Here is an 18067-nt window from a genome sequence, read left to right as displayed (position 1 = left end):
GTCGGGTCGCTCCTGCACGCGTGCGCCGCGGCCCGGCTGCCGCTGAACCGCCCGCTGCTGGTCGCGGCGGCCTCGCGAGGTCCCGGCGGGACCGGCCGGTGGGCCGTTCACCTCGTGCCGGAGCCGACGGGCGGATCCTGGTCGGGCGCCGTACCCGGTCCGGCGTCCAGCTCCGCGATCCGGGCGGTGACCCGGCCCGTGTCGGAAGCTCCGACGCTCTCGTAGAGCGCGACCGACCGCTCGTACGCACGCCTCGCGTCGTCCGGGCGGTCGGCCCGCTGAAGGACCACACCGAGCATGTCCAGGCTGTACGCCTCCCAGTGCACCGAACCGCGCGCCTCGAATTCCGCGACGGCCTGCCGCAGGCAGATCTCGGCCTCAGCGGTCCTGCCCGCCTCCCCGAGCGCGCGGCCGAGCAGCGCCAGCGCCCGGTTCGCCTCGTACGCGTCGGGCAGTGCCAGCAGGTCGGCCCGCGCCTGGCGCAGCGCCGCGACGGCGGCTTCCGGACGGCCGGCCAGCCGGGCGGTGTCGCCGAGGGACATCCGGGAGAGAGCGGCGCCGCGCAGGTAGCCGGTCTCCTCGCGCAGCCGCAGGGCCCGGCCGAACCAGTCCGCCGCTTCGTCGAGCCGCCGGGCGAAGTGGTGCGACTGGCCGAGGCCGTGGAGTGCCTGAGCCTCGCCGAGCCGGTCCCCCGCCGACCGCGCCAGGTCGAGCGCCTGGCCGAACCACACGATCGCCTCGTCCGTGGCGCCGGAGTCGCACAGACCGGTGGCACCGGAGGTCAGCATGCGCAGTTCGCCCGGCGTGTGCCCGGCGCGGCGGGCCGCCTCCAGGCCGAGGCGGTGCGCCTCGACCCACAGCTCGTAGGGCCGCAGCCGCAGCCACAGCGGCCACAGCGCGTCCACGAGTTGCCAGCACAGGCCGTCCCAGCCGCGCGCGGCCGACAGCCGCACCGCCGTCATGAGGTGGTGCTGCTCGGCCGCCAGCCAGGCGAGCGCCCGCCTCTCCTCGCTGAAGGCATGGGCCCGGTCGGGGGACAGCGCCGAGTAGTCGCGGTCGAGTGTGCGGTGGGACGGGCTGATCAGGGCTTCGGCCGCGGTGGCGGTCGCGAGGTACCACTCCAGGGCGCGGCGTACGGCGGCCGTACGGACGGGCTCCGGGTCGCGCGCCTCCGCGAGGCCGCGGGCGTGCAGGCGCACCAGGTCGTGGAAGCGGTGCCGCCCGCCCGCCGCCTCCTCCAACAGGCTGGCCTCGGCGAGCGTTTCCAGCAGCCGGTCGGCGACGGCCTCGCCGCGGTCGGCCGCGGCGGCGGCCAGCGGCAGGGCCACGTCGGCGAAGGGCAGTACGCCCAGCAGCCGGTACAACGCGGCGGCGTCCTCCGGCAGCAGGCGGTAGGACGCGTCGAGGGCGCTCTGCACGGCGGCTTCTTCTCCGATCCGCAGTTCCGCGAGGCTCTGCTCCCCGCGGTCGAGGGCTTCGGCCGTGGCCGCCAGCGGCTGGCCGGGGCGCGCCGCCATCCGCGCGGCGGCGACGCAGACGGCCAGGGCCAGGCCGCCGCAGGAGTCGATCACCCGGCGCACGGCCGCCGGCTCCGCCTCGGTCCGCAGGGCTCCCACCCGCTGGGCGAGGATGTCCGCGGACGCCTCGGCGTCCAGCACGCCGACCGGGTGGAAGAACGCGCCCTCCAGGCCGAGACCGGTCAGCCTCCGCCTGCTGGTCACGACCACGACGCTCTGCTCGGAGCCCGGCAGCAGCGGCCTGACCTGGGCGGCGGAGATGGCGTTGTCGAGCATGAGGAGCAGGCGGCGGCTCGCGGTGACGGACCGCCACAGGGAGGCGAGTTCCGCCGGATCGCCGGGGATCGCCGTCATCCCGAAGGCGCGCAGGAACATGCCCAGTGCCTCGGGAGGCGCCGCCGGGCCCTCGGGGGCGTGCCCCCGCAGGTCGACATAGATCTGCCCGTCGGGGAAGTCCGCGGCGACGCTGCGCAGCCAGTACGCGGCCAGGGCCGTCTTGCCCACTCCCGCGGGCCCGTTGACGACGGCGACCAGAGGTCCCGCGCGGAATTCGCCGCGCAGCATGGCGTCGAGGTCCGCCAACTCCCTTGTCCTGCCGGACAGACGGCGAGGCGCGGGGATCAACTGCCGCGGAGTCGGCAACGCCACGGGCGCCGGAGCGGCGTGCCAGTGGACGTCGCCGATGGTGTGTCCCTGGACGACGCCTCCTCGGTGGTCGCCGCCGGTGACGGTGTTGACCAGCCGGTCGGTGGGCGGGGCGTACGGCGCGTCGACCGGTCGGGGGTCGACCGGTCGGGGGTCGACCGGTCGGGGGTCGGGGTGCCGGGGGTCGGGGTGCCGGGGGTCGACCGGTCGGGGGTCGGGGTGCCGGGGGTCGGCGGGGCCGGTGCTGTCGGCGGCCGTTGACGCCATCCACCGCGCCAGGCGTCGGCGGAGCGTGTCGCTGACGGCCGCGGCGGCGCTCAGGGTCCGCGCCGGATCGCCGGGGCCGGTCGGGGACGTCCCGTCGAACGCGTCGGCCCCCTGCGCCGCGAGCAGGTCAACAGCCTCCCGCAGCAGTTCCTCCGCCGTCGCCCGCCCCGCCGCGTCCGCCCGCCGCAGCGCGGCCTCGACGTCCCCGCGACTGATCGCCTCCACAGCCGCTCTCCCCCGCTCTGCCCCGGGCCGCGCGCAAGCGCGGTCCTGCTGTCCAGCCGTCCGATGCCGGTACTCGGTACTCGGTACTCCGTGCGCCTACGCCTCCTTCGGCCACCAGCCGGAGCCGTCCTGGTCGTCGCGGGCCAGGGAGCGCCTGATCCGGTCCGACTCCAGCGGATTCAACGGTTCGAACAGGGCCAGGGCGTGCCGCCACAACGCGCGGGCGTCCTCCGCCCGCCCCTCGTCCCACAGCAGCCGGGCCAGTACGTCGGTGGCCAGCGCCTCCTCCTCGGGTGCCTGAATGCGCTGAGCGAGGGCCGCCGCGGCCTCCAAATGCATCCGGGCGTCGGGGAATTCACCAAGGGCGCGCTCCACGGTTCCGGTGCCGCGCAGAGCGGCGGCCTCTTCGTGACTGGCCCCGATCCCCCGGGCCAGACGCAGCGCGTCCTCGTGGTGGGCCTTCGCCTCCTGCCAGAGGCCCGCGCCCAGCAGAACCTTGCCGAGCACATTGAGGGCGTGCGCCTCGTGCCGTACGCCCCCGGTGCGGCGAAAGGTCGTGAGGGCCGTCCTGCCCAGTTCCAGGGCTGCTTCCGGGTCGCCCAACTCCCCCAGCGCGGCTGCCAGGTTGGTCCTGATCACCGCCCGGTCGGTCTCGCTGAGTACGACCGCTCCGATCGCCAGGGCCTCTTTGAAGCAGGCGCGGGCCGAGTTCGCGTCCCCGGTCCTGAGGTGGAATTCGGCCAGGTTGTTCACGAAGGTCGCCTGGAGTTCGACGTCACCGGCCTCGCGCACCGCCGCCAGCGCGGCGGTGAAGTTCTCCAGAGCGCCGCGGTAGTCACCCATGGACAGGCGCACGACGCCGACGTTGTTCAGACTTCTGCCGTAGCCGCGGATGTCACCGGAGCGGCGCCGCAGCTCCAGAGACTCCTGGTGCAGTACCAGGCCCGCGTCGTATTCGCCGACATGCCATTGCAGGACGCCGAGTTGCCCGAGCGCTTCCGCCGTCACGACGTCGTCCTCGCAGCCGCGGGCCAGGGCGAGGGCGCGCTCGACGGCCTCGGCCGACCGGGGGTAACGGCTCACGCGGGCGTAGGCGGTGGCCAGGTCGAGCAGCGCGCGGGCCTCCGCCCGCGGATGGTCGGCGGACCGCCAGTGCGCGGCGGCGGCCTCGTGCATGGTCACGCCTTCCCGCCAGTAGCCCTCGGAGTCGGCCAGTTCACCCAACGCGTGGGCCAGTTGAGCCGCCTGCCGAACGTGTCCCTGCTGGCGGAGGCCGCGTTCGACCGTCAGCGCGCCTTCGAGTTCGGCGCCGAGCCAGGTACGGGCCGCGGCGGCGTCCGCCATACGGGGGACGCTCGCCCGGCCCTGCGGTGCAAACTGTTCCAGCCGGTTGCGGTGCGGGTGCAGCAGCCGGTCGGCGCGGTCGGCGGCCCGCAGCGCGTAGCCGCCCAACCGCCGCAGGGCCGCGTCACGTTCCTCCGCCGCCTCCTCCAGCCCCGCCAGGGTGGCGGCGAATTCGCCGAGCAGGTCGTGGAAGCGGTACCGCTCCGTCCGGGGCTCCTGGAGCAGGCAGTACTCGAGCAGGTCCTCGATGAGACGTTCGGTGCGGTCCAGCGGTTCACCGATGACCGCGGCGGCGGCGTACAAGCCGAAGTCGGGCCCCGGGTGCAGGCTGAGCCTGCGGAAGGCGGAGCGCTGCTCGGGGGTGAGCGCGTGGTACGACATCTCGAAGGCGACGGCCACTTCGCGGTATCCGTCGCGCAGTTCCTGGAGTCTTCCGGGGCTGCGGGACAGCCGCTCCATCAGATGGTCCAGGTCCCAGGAGGGTCTGGCCTTGAACCTGCTGGCCGTGATCTCGACAGCCAGCGGGAGCAGACCGCAGCGGGTCACGATGTCGGCGATCCTGTCGGTTTCCGCGGCGCGCTCCGGGCCGACCAGCCGCTGGAAGAGGCTGACGGCGTCGTCGAGCGGCAGCACGTCCACGAACAGCGGCTGGGCGGCGGGCAGTTCGACCAGCCGGTGCCTGCTGGTGATCAGCACGAGCGAGGGTGAGCCGTCGGGCAGCAGCGGGAGCACCTGCCGTGTGCCGGCGGCGTCGTCCAGCACGATGACCGCGCGCTTTCCCGCTACGAGCGTCTGCCACTGCGCGGTGCGCGCCTGGAGGTCGGGACGGATCTCCTGCGGCGGTACCTCGAAGCTCCGCAGCAGTGCGGCCAGCGCCTCCTCGGTGGTCAACGGCGACTGGGCGACGGAGTGTCCGCGAAGGTCCACGAAGACCGAGCCGTCAGGGAAGCTGTCGCCGAGCCGATGGGCCGCGTGCAGGGCGAGGGTGCTCTTGCCGACGCCCGGCATACCGGAGATGGCCTCGATGGCGATGACCCAGCCCGAGCCGCCCGAGCCGCCCGACCGGCGCCCGGCCCGTAACAGACGGCTGATCTCCTGTTCCCGGCCGACCAACTCCTGCCTGCGGCTGGGCAGATGGCGCGGCGCGACCCGTACCGGTGGCGCGGTCGTCTCAGCGGGCTCGGCCGTCTGCGGCTCCGAGGGCCGCGGCGCGGGCGGGCGCAGACCGGGGATGAGGTCGGGGAGCGCGGCCCGGCGCAGGATCTGTCCGTGCACCCGCGCCAGGGGCTCGCCCGGCTCACTGCCGAGCTGGGCGCGGAAGAGGGCGCGGGCCCGCTGGTAGACGGCCAGCGACTCGGCATGCCGCCCGACCGCGTAGAGGGCGACCATCAACTGCCGTGCCAGGGTCTCGTCCAGCGGGTGACGGCCCGTCAACTCCGATGCCTCGGAGACGACATCGGCGAAGTGCCCGAGCCGTAAGCGCAGCGCCAGCCGGGTGTGCACCGTGGCGAGCCGCCGCTCGGCCATCATGTCCCGCGCCGACTGCGGCCAGATTCCCGGCAGTCCCGCCAGCGCCTCACCGATCCACAGCCCCTCGGCCGCGTCCAGGCCGTCCAGCGCCCGTGTGTCCTCGCCCGCTCGTGCCGCGACCGCCGCCTCCCGCGACAGCCGCACGAACCGGTGCCAGTCGACGCTCTCCGACTCCGCTTCCAGCGTGTACGTGTGCGCCCGCAGGGTGATCACCGCGGGCGGCCTGGAGCGCTGGCCCGCCGCGCCGACCGTGCGCAGGGCGTGCCGCAGCCGTGAGATGTACGTGTGGAGGTTGGCGCGGGCCGTCTTGGGCGGTTCGTCGTCCCACAGCCGCCCGACGAGGACGTCCTGACTGACCGGGCGGCCGACGTCGAGGGCGAGCGACGCGAGCAGACAGCGTTCTCTGTCCGAACCGAGCCGTACGACCGAGTCTCGCGCCGACAACTCGACCGCGCCAAGGAGATGAACCTCCATCGTTGCCCCTCCGGCCGATGGACACGCTCTGAAGAGTGAGCATGACACGACGGTGCGTCACGGGGCCATACCACCTCCGCCCTCACGCACGCGGGAAATCCCCGAAGGTTCGCTCGCGCGACGGTGCCTTCTGGTAGGTGCGGCCGGGCCGCGACGGGTTCACGCATCGCGTGCAGTTTGGCATATGCCCGAGGCAGATCCCATAGGCATATGTCCGAGATTGCAGGTGTTGACCCTGACTTGCGCCGAATGATCCACTCCGCCAGTCTCGCGCTGTACAACCCTCATATCCCCAACAGAACCAGGAACGAAGAGACATGAAGAAGCTTGCCGCCAAGCTCCCCGGCGTTGTGTGCGGTGTGGTCCTGTTCGCGGCCTTCGCGGCCATCTGCATCCCGTCGGTCATAGGCGGTTCGTCGGCCATGTTCTGACGGGTCGACGCAACGTCACGGCGCACACAGCGCGGCCCGCCCCGGCAGGTGCAGGGGCGGGCCGCGGCGCGTTGCGAGGGGGACGGGGCTACGGCGGGCCCTGGAGGGCGAAGGGGGCGCCTTCGGGGTCGGTGAGGGTGGCGGTGCGGCCGTGGGGGGACGGGTGGGCGGGGTGGGTGACATGGCCGCCGAGGGCCGCGGCGCGGGCGGCGGCTTCATCGACGTCCGCCACGCAGAAGTGGGTCGTCCAGTGGGCGCCGCGGTCGCGCGGGACGCGGGAGCCGACGCCGTGGATCGTGGCGACGGGGTGGCCGCCGACGCGGAGCAGGACGTCGTCGGAGCCGGAAGCGGCGACGCCGGCCTCAAGGCCGAAGACGGCCTCGTAGAACTTGCCGACGAGCGACGCGTCCCGCGTCACCAACTCGCTCCAGGCGAGCGTGCCGGGCTCGCCGGCGGCCTCCGCGCCGCCGAGGAGTCCGCCCTGCCAGACGCCGAAGACGGCGCCCGAGGGGTCGACGGCGAGGGCGAGCCGCCCTTCGTCGTTGACCTGGAGGGGGCCGATGCCGACGGTTCCGCCGCATTCGCGGACGAGTTCGGCGGTCTCGTCGACGTCGTCGGAGGCGAGCATCGTGGTCCAGGCGACCGGCCGGTGCGGCTCGGACGCCCCCTCGCCGATGCCCGCGATGCGGCGGCCGTCCAGCTCGGCGAGGGCGTACGTGCCCAGTTGCGGCGGTCCCGGTACGAACTCCCAGCCGAACAGCGCGCCGTAGAAACTCTGCGCAAGGTCGGCCCGGTGCGCCATGAGGCTGACCCAGCAAGGGGTGCCAGGTGGGCGACGGTTCGGTACCTCGGTCATGGATGCGGTCTCCTGGCGGGCAGCCCGCACGGCGTGCCCCGCCGGTCGGGAATGGTGTGGCACAGCCGATCGTCGCACCACCCGGAGCGGCGCGTGCCGTGACCGCGCCGCATTCATCACCCTGGTGCCGCGCGGCAACCGAAATGTCATGTCACGTCCGTTTCGCGGCCGTTGCCGTACGGTGTCCCGCCGTACGGCGGCTACGACGGGTCGACCACAATGTGCGTATGGAACCCCTCATCTCCGTGACCGAACTCGCGTCCGCCGCAGAGCGGGACGGCGTCACCGTCCTCGATGTGCGCTGGCAGCTCGGCGGCCCTCCCGGCCACCCCGCCTACCTCGAAGGCCATGTGCCCGGCGCGCGGTACGTCGGCCTGGACGCCGAACTGGCCGGGCCCGCCGGGGCCCGCGGACGGCACCCGCTGCCCGACCCCGAGGAATTCGGCGCCGCCATGCGCCGGGCCGGGGTGAGCGGCGACCGGGACGTCGTCGTGTACGACAACTGGCAGGGCTGGGGCGCGGCCCGCGCCTGGTGGCTGCTGCGCTGGGCCGGGCACCCCCGCGTACGCGTCCTCGACGGCGGTCTCGCGGCCTGGACCGCGGCCGGACACCCGCTGAGCCGGGACGAGCCCCCGCTCGGCACAGGAGACTTCGTGCCCGCGACCGGCGCCCTGCCGCTGCTCGACGCGGCCGGTGCGGCCGGCCTCGCCCGGCGCGGGCTGCTCCTCGACGCCCGCGCGCCCGAGCGCTACCGCGGCGACTCGGAGCCGATCGACCGCGTCGGCGGGCACATCCCCGGCGCCGTCAGCGCGCCCACCGCGCAGAACACCGGCGCCGACGGCCGGTTCCTGCCCGCCGCCGAACTCACCGACCGCTTCACCGGGTTGGGCGCCGGGCCGGACGCCGAAGTCGGCGTCTACTGCGGCTCGGGGGTCTCCGGCGCCCACGAAGTCCTCGCCCTCGCCACGGCCGGAATCCCGGCCGCGCTCTACGTCGGCTCCTGGAGCGAATGGTCCGCCGACCCGGCCAACCCGGTCGCCACCGGACCCCAGCCGGGCTGACCCCTGCGGCTCGACGGGACCCCGTACAGGCCCGACGGGCCCCGGACACCCGAGCCGCCGGACTCACGAGCCCCCACACACCCGAGCCGCCGCACCACGCGTAAGGGGCAGCCACCTTGGTGGCTGCCCCTTACGGCCGTCGGTTCCCGGTCCGTCGAAGCCGCGCGCCGCACGCGCTACGGGTTACCGCTACTCCTGCTTCTTGCGCCTGCTCCCGAACACGATCTCGTCCCAACTCGGCACCGTGGCCCGGCGTCCGGGGCGGACCCCGTCGGCCTCGGCCTGGCGGTCGGTGGTGCCGACCAGACGGTCGCGGTGACCGGCGACGGCACGCGGCATCAGGACATCGGCGTAGGCGGACCCGGCGCTGGCGGCCGGAGCCGCCTCTTCCTCGGTCTCCTCCTCCGGTTCCACGGCGGGCGCGACGTCCGGGGGACCCGGCGGGCCCGGCGGAGGCGCGGGCACGACCATGTCGCCGCGGAAGTTGGGCACCGCTTCGAGCAGGCTGGTCAGTGAGTCGCGCTCCTCCGGCTCCGGCCGGTCCTCGGCGCGCGCCTCACGGGCCTCGCGCTCGGCACGGTCGGGCCGGTCGGGCCGTTCCAACTGCCGGTCGAGGGCGCGGTCGAGAGGCCGGTCGCGCGGCAGGCGGGCGATCCTGGGCACGAAGGGAAAGCTCGGTTCCTTCGTGCTCTCCTGCTGCGCGGCGTTCTCACCGATCAGCGCCCTGGCCTCGTCGTCAACGGCCGCGACCAGGCGGCGCGGCGGGTCGTAGGTCCAGCTCGCGGAGTGCGGTTCACCGGCCACCCGGTAGACCAGAAGGACTTCCCACGTGCCGTCGTCGCGGCGCCAGGAGTCCCACAGGACGGTGTCCTTCTCGGCGCCGCGCAGCAACAGCCGCTCGGCGACGGCCTCGCCGAGCTGGGGCCCGGTGCTCTCGCCCTGGCGGCGTACCGGCGTCTTCCTGGCCCGCTCGGCCATGAAGGCGCGCTCGGCCAGGACGGGACCCTCGAAGCGCCGTACGCGCTCGACCGGGATACCGGCCATCGACGCGACCTCTTCCGCCGACGCACCCGCACGTATACGTGCCTGGATGTCGCGGGGCCGCAGATGGCTCTCGACCTCGATCTCGATCTGTCCGAGACGGGCCCGGTCGTTGCGGACGGCGGCGCGCAGCCGTTCGTCGATGGGGAGTGTGTATTCCGTGCTGTCGGCAGCCTTGAGCACCAGTCGTGTGCCGTCATTGCTGACGGCCACAACCCGCAATTCGGGCACGGTTACCTCCCGGGTGGTGCCTGCCGACGTCACGTGCGTCGCTGCTCCCGTTGGACGAGTGTGGCCTGCCCGGGTGCAGCGTGCCACAACCTTGCAGAGTTACCCGGCGTGTCGGGGTGACACGGTGACACGCCGTTATGGGACGGTGGTCGATTGGCCACTCAGCGTGACCGATCGCGGCACCCCGGGACGAGTGCCGTCGGGCTCCCCTCCCGCTGTTCCTGACCAGCTACCGACCACCCGGACGGGCAACCGGGAGCCAGGATTCGCCACGGTACTCCATTTGGGCCAGCGGGGTGGGCTGCCGCGCCGTCGAATCTGGGCCAGGGGCGCGGGAGTTGAGTGGCACGGCTCACACGAAAGGGTTGCGCGCCGGGTGCAAATGCGGACTTTCTCGCATGAAGCGACTACGAGCCCAGCACCCGCCGGAGGTAGTCGTTCGCGAACCGCCGGTCCGGGTCCAACCGGTCCCGCAGCGCCGTGAATTCACCGAACCGCGGATAGGCCGAGGCGAGGTACTCCGCGTCGCGGGTGTGCATCTTGCCCCAGTGCGGGCGCCCGCCACGCTCGGTCATGATCCTCTCGACCGCGGTGAAATACTCCTGGTAACGGCTACCCCGGTACATATGCACCGCAATGTACGAAGTGTTCCGGCCGGACGCCGTCGACAGCGCGATGTCGTCCGCGGGCGCGACCCGTACCTCCACCGGGAAACTGATCCGCAGATCGGACCGCTCGACCATCGCCTTCAGCTCGCGGATCGCGTCGACGGCCGCCTCGCGCGGCACCGCGTACTCCATCTCCACGAAGCGCACCCGGCGCGGACTGGTGAAGACCTTGTACGGGATGTCGGTGTACGAACGGGCCGACAGGGCGCGGCTGGAGAGCTTGGCGATGCCGGGGATCACGGCGGGCGCGGCCCTGCCGACGGCGCAGGCGGCCTGGAAGACGCCGTTGGACAGCAACTCGTCGTCGATCCAGCCGCGTACGGCGGGGACGGGCGCGGCCGGGCCCTGACTGCGGTTGTTCCGCTTGGTGTTGCAACTGTCGGTGTGCGGGAACCAGTAGAACTCGAAGTGCTCGTTCTCCGTGGCGTGCTGCTCGAACTCCGCCATCACCCGGTCGAAGGCCATCGGCTCCTCGCGCGCGGTCAGCAGGAAGACCGGCTCGACGGCGAAGGTGACGGCGCTGACCACGCCGAGCGCGCCGAGCCCGATCCGGGCGGCGGCGAAGACCTCGGGGTTCTCCTCGGCCGAGCAGGTCAGCACCGAGCCGTCCGCGGTGACCAGTTCGAGCGCGGTGATCTGGGCGGCGATCGAACCGGAGTCACGGCCGGTGCCGTGCGTGCCGGTGCTGGTGGCGCCCGCCACCGTCTGCTCCATGATGTCGCCCATGTTGGTGAGCGACAGGCCCTCGGCGGTCAGCGCCGCGTTCAACTGCTTGAGCTGGACGCCCGACTCGACGGTGACGGTGCCCGCCGCGCGGTCGATGGCGCGGATCGCGGTCAGCCCCTCGGGGCGGATCAGCACCCCGTCGGTGGCCGCCGCGGCGGTGAAGGAGTGCCCGGAGCCGACCGCCTTCACCGGCAGGCCGTCCTCGGCGGCCCGCCGCAGCACGGCCGCCAGTTCGCCCACGGAGGCGGGCGCCACGGCCCGCGCGGGCCGGGCCGAGACGTTCCCCGCCCAGTTACGCCACGCCTTCTGCTCGGCCCTGCTTGTCGTGCGTGCCGTACTGCCCGTCGTGCTCATCGCGCGGCCCCTCCCGCTCCGGCACCGGCTTGAGCCGGCGGTACCCGACAAACGCCACCACCACGGCGAGGACCGCCGAGGCGGCGGGCACCGCGAAAGCCGCCGACGCCCCGTGCGAGTCGATCACCCGACCCGCCACCGAGGCCCCTGCGGCGACCCCGACCGCCATCCCCGTGGAGGTCCACGTGATGCCCTCGGTCAGTTTCGTCCGCGGTACCAGCCCTTCGATCAGGCCCATCGCGGTGACCATCGTCGGAGCGATGGTCAGGCCCGAGAAGAACAGCGCCACGGCCAGAAACGGCAAGTTTCCGACCAGTAGTGGCGGGATCATACTCACTGTCATCAACGCGATCCCCAGCAGGAACCTCCCGGTGGGCGTCCCGCGCGGGGTCATCAGCCCGAAGACCAGCCCGGCCAGACACGATCCCAGGGCGTACGTCGCCAGCACCAGACTGGCCAGCGCCTTGTGCCCGCGCTCGTCCGCGAAGGCCACCGTGGCCACGTCGACCGCGCCGAACAGCGCCCCGGTGCCGACGAAGACGCCGGTGACCACCAGCAGCCCCGGCTCGCGCAGCACCGACCGGTCCGAGAGGCGGTCACGCGGATGCGGCGGCGGCTCGGTGGCGTGCTGCGCGGTCAGCAGCAGTACGCCGGCGCCCAGGAAGACCGCGGCCAGCAGCGGTCCCGCCTCCGCGAACCAGGCCGTGCACAGCCCGATCGACAGGATCGGCCCGAGGATGAAGACGATCTCGTCCACCACCGACTCGAAGGAGTAGGCGGTGTGCAGGAGTTCGGGAGAGCCGCGGTGGATCCGCGACCAGCGGGCGCGCACCATGGCGCCCATGCTCGGCGTGCAGCCCGCGCCGACCGCGCACACGAAGTACACCCAGTCCGGCGACCCGGCCCGTACCGCGATCAGCAGGGCCGCCACCGACAGCACCGTCACGGCGCTCGCGGGACGCAGCACCCGCCGCTGTCCGTACCGGTCGACCAGCCGGGAGATCTGCGGTCCGATGGCCGCCCCCGACAGGGCCAGCGCGGCGGCGAGCGCGCCCGCGAGCCCGTACCTCCCGGTGACCTGGGAGATCATCGTCACGATGCCGATGCCCAGCATGGACAGTGGCATCCGCCCGATCAGCCCGGCGGCGGAGAACGCCTTGGTGCCGGGAGCGGTGAAGATCGCGCGATAGGGGCTGGACAAGGGCGCTCCCGGCGGCGTCGCCGAATTCTCGGTAAGGAACGTAGCTGGCGCGTACAGCTTACGAGTCGGCGCAACCGGATTTTGACCGCCCGGCGCCCCCGGATTCCACCGTGCGAGAGGCGCCCGCGGCGGGCACCGCGTGACCGGGTACGCCCGTCGGGGGAGGCGGAGCGCGGCGAGATCATCGCGGGGTGGCAGGATCGATGACATGTCCGATCAGCCACCTCAGCGCGACCCCCACGACGCCGGCCCGTACGACGCCCTGCTGCTGCTCTCCTTCGGCGGCCCCGAGGGACCCGACGACGTGGTGCCCTTCCTGGAGAACGTCACGCACGGCCGGGGCATCCCCACAGAGCGGCTGAAGGAGGTCGGGCGGCACTATTTCCTCTTCGACGGCGTCAGCCCGATCAACGCGCAGAACCGCGAACTGCTCGACGCGCTCCGCAAGGACTTCGCCGGGCACGGCCTCGACCTGCCGGTCTACTGGGGGAACCGCAACTGGGCGCCGTATCTGACCGACGCTCTGCGGGAGATCGCGCGGGCGGGCCACCGCCGGGTCCTGGTGCTGGCCACCAGCGCCTACGCCTCGTACTCCGGCTGTCGGCAGTACCGCGAGAATCTGGCCGCCTCGCTGGCCGTACTGGCCCAGGAGGGCCACCCGGTGCCGCGGGTGGACAAGCTGCGGCACTACTTCAACCACCCCGGCTTCGTCGGGCCGATGACCGAGGCGACGCTGGCCGCCCTGGACGCGCTGCCCGCGGAGGTACGCGACGGCGCCCGGCTCGCCTTCACCACGCACTCGATCCCCGCCTCGGCCGCCGACACCTCGGGACCGGTCGAGGGCCACGGCGACGGCGGCGCGTACGTCGCGCAGCACCTGGACACCGCCCGGGTGATCGCCGACGCGGTACGCGCGGCGACCGGCGTCGACCGGCCGTGGCAGCTCGTCTACCAGTCGCGCAGCGGCGCCCCGCACATCCCGTGGCTGGAGCCGGACATCTGCGACCACCTGACGCGGGAGCACGCGCAGGGCGCGCCCGCGGTCGTCATGGTGCCGATCGGCTTCGTCTCCGACCACATGGAGGTGAAGTACGACCTGGACACCGAGGCCGTCGCGAAGGCCGCGGAGCTGGGGCTGCCGGTCAGCCGCGCCGCGACCGTCGGCGCCGACCCGCGCTTCGCCGCCGCGGTACGCGACCTGGTGCTGGAGCGGGCCGCGACCGAGCGGGGAGCGGCCCCGGCGCGCTGCGCGCTGGGCGCGCTCGGCCCCAGCCACGACATCTGTCCCGCGGGCTGCTGCCCGGCCAGGACCCCGCTGCCCGCCGCCGCCGGAACCGACTGACCGGTACCGGCCGGAACCGACTGAGGAGACCCCCGTTGAGCCCCACCCCCGACGCGTCGTCGACCGAGCCCACCGCGCTGCTGGAGATCGCCCTCGAAGCCGCGCGCAGGGCCGGTGAGCTGCTGCGCGACGGCCGCCCCGCCGACCTGGGCGTGGCCGCCACCAAGTCCAGCCCGATCGACGTCGTCACCGAGATGGACATCGCCGCCGAGAAACTGATCACGTCCTACATCAGCGGTCTGCGCCCCGACGACGGCGTCCTCGGCGAGGAGGGCGCGAGCAGCGAGGGCACCAGCGGGGTGCGCTGGGTGATCGACCCGCTCGACGGCACGGTGAACTACCTCTACGGCCTGCCGTCCTGGGCGGTGAGCATCGCCGCGGAGGTGGACGGCGAGGCGGTGGCCGGTGTGGTGGCCGCCCCGATGCGCGGCGAGACGTACCAGGCGGTACGCGGCGGCGGCGCGTTCGTCAACGGCGAGCGGGCCCGCTGCCGTCCGGCCCCGGCCTTCTCGCACGCGCTGGTCGGCACGGGCTTCGGCTACCTGTCCGAGCGCAGGGCGGCGCAGGCGACGGTGGTGGGCGCCCTGCTGCCGCGGGTCCGGGACATCCGGCGCGGCGGCTCGGCCGCCATCGACCTCGCGGACGTGGGCTGCGGGCGGCTGGACGCGTACTTCGAGCGCGGCCTGAACCCCTGGGACTTCGCGGCCGGGGCGCTCTTCGCCCGCGAGGCGGGCGCGCTGACCGGTGGACGGCCGGGAGAGGCCGCCTCGGGCGAGCTGACGGTCGCGGCCCCCGGCGGCCTCTTCGAACCGCTCCAGGAGCTGCTGGACGGCTTGGGCGCCTGGCACGACTAGGGCCGTCGACACAGGGGCGGGGCGGTGGGCCGGACCGCGGCGCGGGCCCGTAGGACCCGCGGGGCCGACCATCGGATGATCGGCTGATATCCGCGCGTAGACATGCGAACGCCCCGGCACCTGTGAGGTGTCCGGGGCGTGCGGCTCGGGGTCAGCCGGTGTGGATCAGGCGACCTTCGGCCGTACGTCCACGCCGTTCTCCGACGCGAGTCGGCGGAGGTCTTCCAGTTCCGCCTGCTCGACGTCGGCGAGGAAGTCGTCGCCCGTCTCCCGGGCCCGGCGCAAATCGGTCTCCGTGCTGTGTATGCGCTGGAGGATTCCGGTGGTGAACGCGTCCATTAGGCGCCCCCTCGTCGTCGTCGTTGACACGGGGTGTGTCAAGCCAGGTACCACGCGAGGGAAACGCGTGGCGAGGCGTGGTGGGTGGGTGTGCAGTCGTCTTGCCCACCCGCTTCGGGACGGAAACCTCCGTCGGCCGGAGGAATATTCCGCTCTCGGCTCCCTTACCGCCGATTTACGGTCCTCAGGTGCAGGATGGTGGAGCATCCGCACAGCTCATGCCGTTCCTGCCGGGGCTCCGCCCCGCCGCAGGACCGCTCATGTCCCCCCGCTCTGGAAGGAACAGCGCCTTGCGCGTACTGGTCGTCGAGGACGAGCAACTGCTCGCCGATGCGGTTGCCACCGGGCTGCGCCGCGAGGCGATGGCCGTCGACGTGGTCTACGACGGCGGCGCCGCCCTGGAGCGGATCGGGGTCAACGACTACGACGTGGTCGTCCTCGACCGCGACCTCCCGGTCGTCCACGGCGACCAGGTGTGCCGCGAGATCGTCGATCTCGGCCTGCCCACCCGGGTGCTGATGCTCACCGCCGCCGGTGACGTCAGCGACCGGGTGGAGGGTCTCGAACTGGGCGCGGACGACTATCTGCCCAAGCCCTTCGCCTTCACCGAGCTGACCGCGCGGGTCCGCGCGCTCGGCCGCCGTACCACCGCGGCCCTGCCGCCGGTCCTGGAGCGCTCCGGCATCAAGCTCGACCCCAACCGCCGCGAGGTCTTCAGGGACGGCGCGGAGGTGCATCTGGCGCCCAAGGAGTTCGCGGTCCTCGAGGTGCTGATGCGCAGCGAGGGCTCGGTGGTCTCCGCCGAGCAGCTGCTGGAGAAGGCGTGGGACGAGAACACCGACCCGTTCACCAATGTGGTGCGGGTGACCGTCATGACCCTGCGCCGCAAGCTCGGTGAGCCTCCGGTGATCGTGACGGTCCCCGGTTCCGGTTACCGGATCTGATCCGCGTGGCGTCCCCCTCCGCCGGCTCCCCCGCGCCCGCCCCGCCCTCGGCCCCGCCCAGGCCCCCCTGGGACCCGCTGCCGGGCGAGAGCCCGCTGCCCTGGCTGCGCCCGACCATCCGGATACGGCTGACCGTCCTGTACGGCGGCATGTTCCTGATCGCCGGTGTGCTGCTGCTGTGGATCATCTATCTGCTGGCGGCCCAGGCGCTGCACCAGGGCAGCGAGCCGCTGTTCACCGTCAACAGCGGCCGGGTCAACATCGTCAGCAACACCTGCCCGAGCCTGATCAACGAGACGGATTCGGGGCGCTTCAACTCCGCCCTCGCCCAGTGCATGGCCGTCCAGCGCGAGGCGGCGCTCAATGTGCTGCTCAAGCGCTCACTGCTGGCCCTGATCGGCCTGGCGGTGGTCGCGCTGGTCTTCGGATACGTGATGGCCGGGCGGGTGCTCGCGCCGCTCGGGCGGATCACCAGGACCGCGCGGGTCGTGGTCGGCTCCGACCTCAAACGCCGGATCGAGCTGGACGGCCCGGACGACGAGCTGAAGGAGCTGGCCGACACCTTCGACGAGATGCTCGACCGGCTGGAGAGATCCTTCGACGCCCAGCGCCGCTTCGTGGCCAACGCCTCGCACGAGCTGCGCACACCGCTGGCGATCAACCGGACGCTGCTGGAGGTCCAGCTCGCCGATCCGGACGCCTCGGCCGATCTCCTCCAGCTCGGCAAGACGCTGCTGTCCACCAACGAGCGCAGTGAGCAGCTGGTCGAGGGCCTGCTGCTGCTCGCCCGCAGTGACAACGAGATCGTGGACCGCAAGCCGGTGGACCTGGCGGAGGCCGCCTCCCGGGCGCTCGACCAGACCCGCGCCGAGGCGCAGGGCAAGGGCGTGGAGCTACGCTCCCGGCTCGACGGCGCGGTCGTCCAGGGAAACGGCGTACTGCTGGAAAGGATCGCCCTGAACCTGGTACAGAACGCGGTGCGGTACAACGTGGCGGAGAACGGCTGGGTCGACGTCTCCACGGCCGTGGAGGGCGGTCAGGGGCTGCTCGTGGTCTCGAACACCGGACCGGTCGTTCCGGCGTACGAGATCGACAACCTTTTCGAGCCGTTCCGGCGTCTGCGTACCGAGCGGACGGGAAGTGACAAGGGGGTGGGACTCGGGCTGTCCATCGCGCGTTCGGTGGCACGGGCGCACGGAGGCGTCATCGTGGCCGAGCCGCGCGAGGGAGGCGGCCTGGTCATGCGGGTCGCGATCCCGTTGTGAACCGCGTCACGCCCCGGACGGCCACCGGCGACGACAGCACCGACGAGTGTTCGCTATGCGAGAAATTTTGCGGTCTGTTCCCCGCCGGGAACCGTTGTGATCGACAGCACATGCTATTTGAGGGACACCTACACACAGTGATCAAGACGTTGGGGAAAAAGACCGGAAAATCCATGTTTCCCCAGGTCATGATCACGGGAAGTACACGTGATGGCGCCCGCGACATACGACTTTCAGACTGTCGCGAGCGACGATCGGCCACCCGTGCGATCACCCCTTCGGGGGCGACCTTGGGTGTCGATTGAGTAACAGGGCTTGATGTGAGGCAAAATCTCCGCCTCGGGTCGGGCACAAGTCCGGCCTCCCGCGCGTTACGTGCGCTGGAGACACCGCAGACACCCACAGGGGGAGAGCGAAAAATGGCTACGGATTACGACACCCCACGCAAGACCGACGATGACGTCAACGAGGACAGCATCGAGGAGCTGAAGGCCCGGCGGAACGAGAAGTCCACCTCCGCGGTGGACGTCGACGAGTTCGACCAGGCGGAGTCCCTGGAGCTGCCGGGCGCCGACCTCTCCAATGAGGAACTGTCGGTTCGCGTACTGCCCAGGCAGGCCGACGAGTTCACCTGCATGAGCTGCTTCCTGGTCCACCACAGGAGCCAGCTCGCGGCAGAGAAGAACGGAAACCCGATCTGCCGCGACTGCGCGGCCTGATCCGCGGGCGCGGTGACGGGCTCGCGGCGGGAC

Annotated in this window: 13 protein-coding genes; 6 read left to right on the top strand and 7 right to left on the bottom strand. The window is 72.6% G+C overall.

The genetic code is table 11. The annotated features are described in order from the left end of the window. Positions 1 to 107: 107 nt before the first annotated feature. From BGM09_RS38845 to BGM09_RS14830, 3 genes are all read right to left on the bottom strand, one after another. Positions 108 to 2654, bottom strand: a complete 2547-nt coding sequence (locus BGM09_RS38845; RefSeq protein ID WP_188282035.1) for an ATP-binding protein — start codon at positions 2652 to 2654, stop codon at positions 108 to 110. Between the two features lie 96 nt (positions 2655 to 2750). Further along, complete coding sequence (locus BGM09_RS14835) at positions 2751 to 6002, bottom strand: AfsR/SARP family transcriptional regulator (RefSeq protein WP_188282034.1); 3252 nt, start codon at positions 6000 to 6002, stop codon at positions 2751 to 2753. 519 nt (positions 6003 to 6521) lie between these two features. Then, positions 6522 to 7289 (bottom strand): VOC family protein, encoded by a 768-nt coding sequence (locus BGM09_RS14830; protein ID WP_188282033.1) that lies wholly within the window; start codon positions 7287 to 7289, stop codon positions 6522 to 6524. Positions 7290 to 7516: 227 nt separating this feature from the next. Between BGM09_RS14830 and BGM09_RS14825 the strand changes: the two genes are divergently transcribed. Continuing rightward, positions 7517 to 8350: a sulfurtransferase gene (locus BGM09_RS14825; RefSeq protein ID WP_188282032.1), complete on the top strand. Its 834-nt coding sequence runs from the start codon at positions 7517 to 7519 to the stop codon at positions 8348 to 8350. Positions 8351 to 8539: 189 nt separating this feature from the next. On the opposite strand, the gene sepH is transcribed toward BGM09_RS14825, so the two are convergent. The 3 genes from sepH to BGM09_RS14810 form a co-directional block, all read right to left on the bottom strand. Further along, positions 8540 to 9655: a septation protein SepH gene (sepH, locus tag BGM09_RS14820; RefSeq protein ID WP_188282031.1), complete on the bottom strand. Its 1116-nt coding sequence runs from the start codon at positions 9653 to 9655 to the stop codon at positions 8540 to 8542. A gap of 374 nt (positions 9656 to 10029) precedes the next feature. Continuing rightward, the gene (locus BGM09_RS14815; RefSeq protein ID WP_188282030.1) at positions 10030 to 11370 is read right to left on the bottom strand and encodes a D-arabinono-1,4-lactone oxidase; all 1341 of its coding nucleotides are present in this window, start codon (positions 11368 to 11370) and stop codon (positions 10030 to 10032) included. Beyond that, positions 11309 to 12571 (bottom strand): MFS transporter, encoded by a 1263-nt coding sequence (locus BGM09_RS14810; RefSeq protein WP_188282029.1) that lies wholly within the window; start codon positions 12569 to 12571, stop codon positions 11309 to 11311. The genes BGM09_RS14815 and BGM09_RS14810 overlap by 62 nt, the downstream gene beginning before the upstream one ends. A 208-nt stretch (positions 12572 to 12779) precedes the next feature. On the opposite strand from BGM09_RS14810, the gene BGM09_RS14805 reads away from it, so the two are divergent. Next, positions 12780 to 13913 (top strand): ferrochelatase, encoded by a 1134-nt coding sequence (locus BGM09_RS14805; RefSeq protein ID WP_188282028.1) that lies wholly within the window; start codon positions 12780 to 12782, stop codon positions 13911 to 13913. Positions 13914 to 13948: 35 nt separating this feature from the next. Continuing rightward, a complete protein-coding gene (locus tag BGM09_RS14800; protein ID WP_188282027.1) occupies positions 13949 to 14767 on the top strand; it encodes an inositol monophosphatase family protein in 819 nt (272 codons plus the stop codon). A gap of 165 nt (positions 14768 to 14932) precedes the next feature. Here the strand turns inward: BGM09_RS14800 and BGM09_RS14795 are convergent, their stop codons facing one another. Further along, positions 14933 to 15106 carry a hypothetical protein gene (locus BGM09_RS14795; protein ID WP_188282026.1) on the bottom strand — a complete coding sequence of 58 codons (174 nt, stop codon included), beginning with the start codon at positions 15104 to 15106 and terminating at the stop codon, positions 14933 to 14935. Positions 15107 to 15396: 290 nt separating this feature from the next. On the opposite strand from BGM09_RS14795, the gene BGM09_RS14790 reads away from it, so the two are divergent. The 3 genes from BGM09_RS14790 (at position 15397) to BGM09_RS14780 (ending at position 18034) form a co-directional block, all read left to right on the top strand. Beyond that, complete coding sequence (locus BGM09_RS14790) at positions 15397 to 16050, top strand: response regulator transcription factor (protein WP_188282025.1); 654 nt, start codon at positions 15397 to 15399, stop codon at positions 16048 to 16050. 5 nt (positions 16051 to 16055) lie between these two features. Beyond that, positions 16056 to 17315 carry a sensor histidine kinase gene (locus BGM09_RS14785; protein WP_188282024.1) on the top strand — a complete coding sequence of 420 codons (1260 nt, stop codon included), beginning with the start codon at positions 16056 to 16058 and terminating at the stop codon, positions 17313 to 17315. 419 nt (positions 17316 to 17734) lie between these two features. Beyond that, complete coding sequence (locus BGM09_RS14780; protein ID WP_103884889.1) at positions 17735 to 18034, top strand: DUF4193 domain-containing protein; 300 nt, start codon at positions 17735 to 17737, stop codon at positions 18032 to 18034. Positions 18035 to 18067: the final 33 nt, after the last annotated feature.

The sequence above is a fragment of the Streptomyces sp. CBMA29 genome, from assembly GCF_014596445.1.
GTDB lineage: Bacteria > Actinomycetota > Actinomycetes > Streptomycetales > Streptomycetaceae > Actinacidiphila.
The sequence above is the reverse complement of the archived record's forward strand: the minus strand, read 5'-3'. Positions and strand labels throughout refer to the sequence as shown.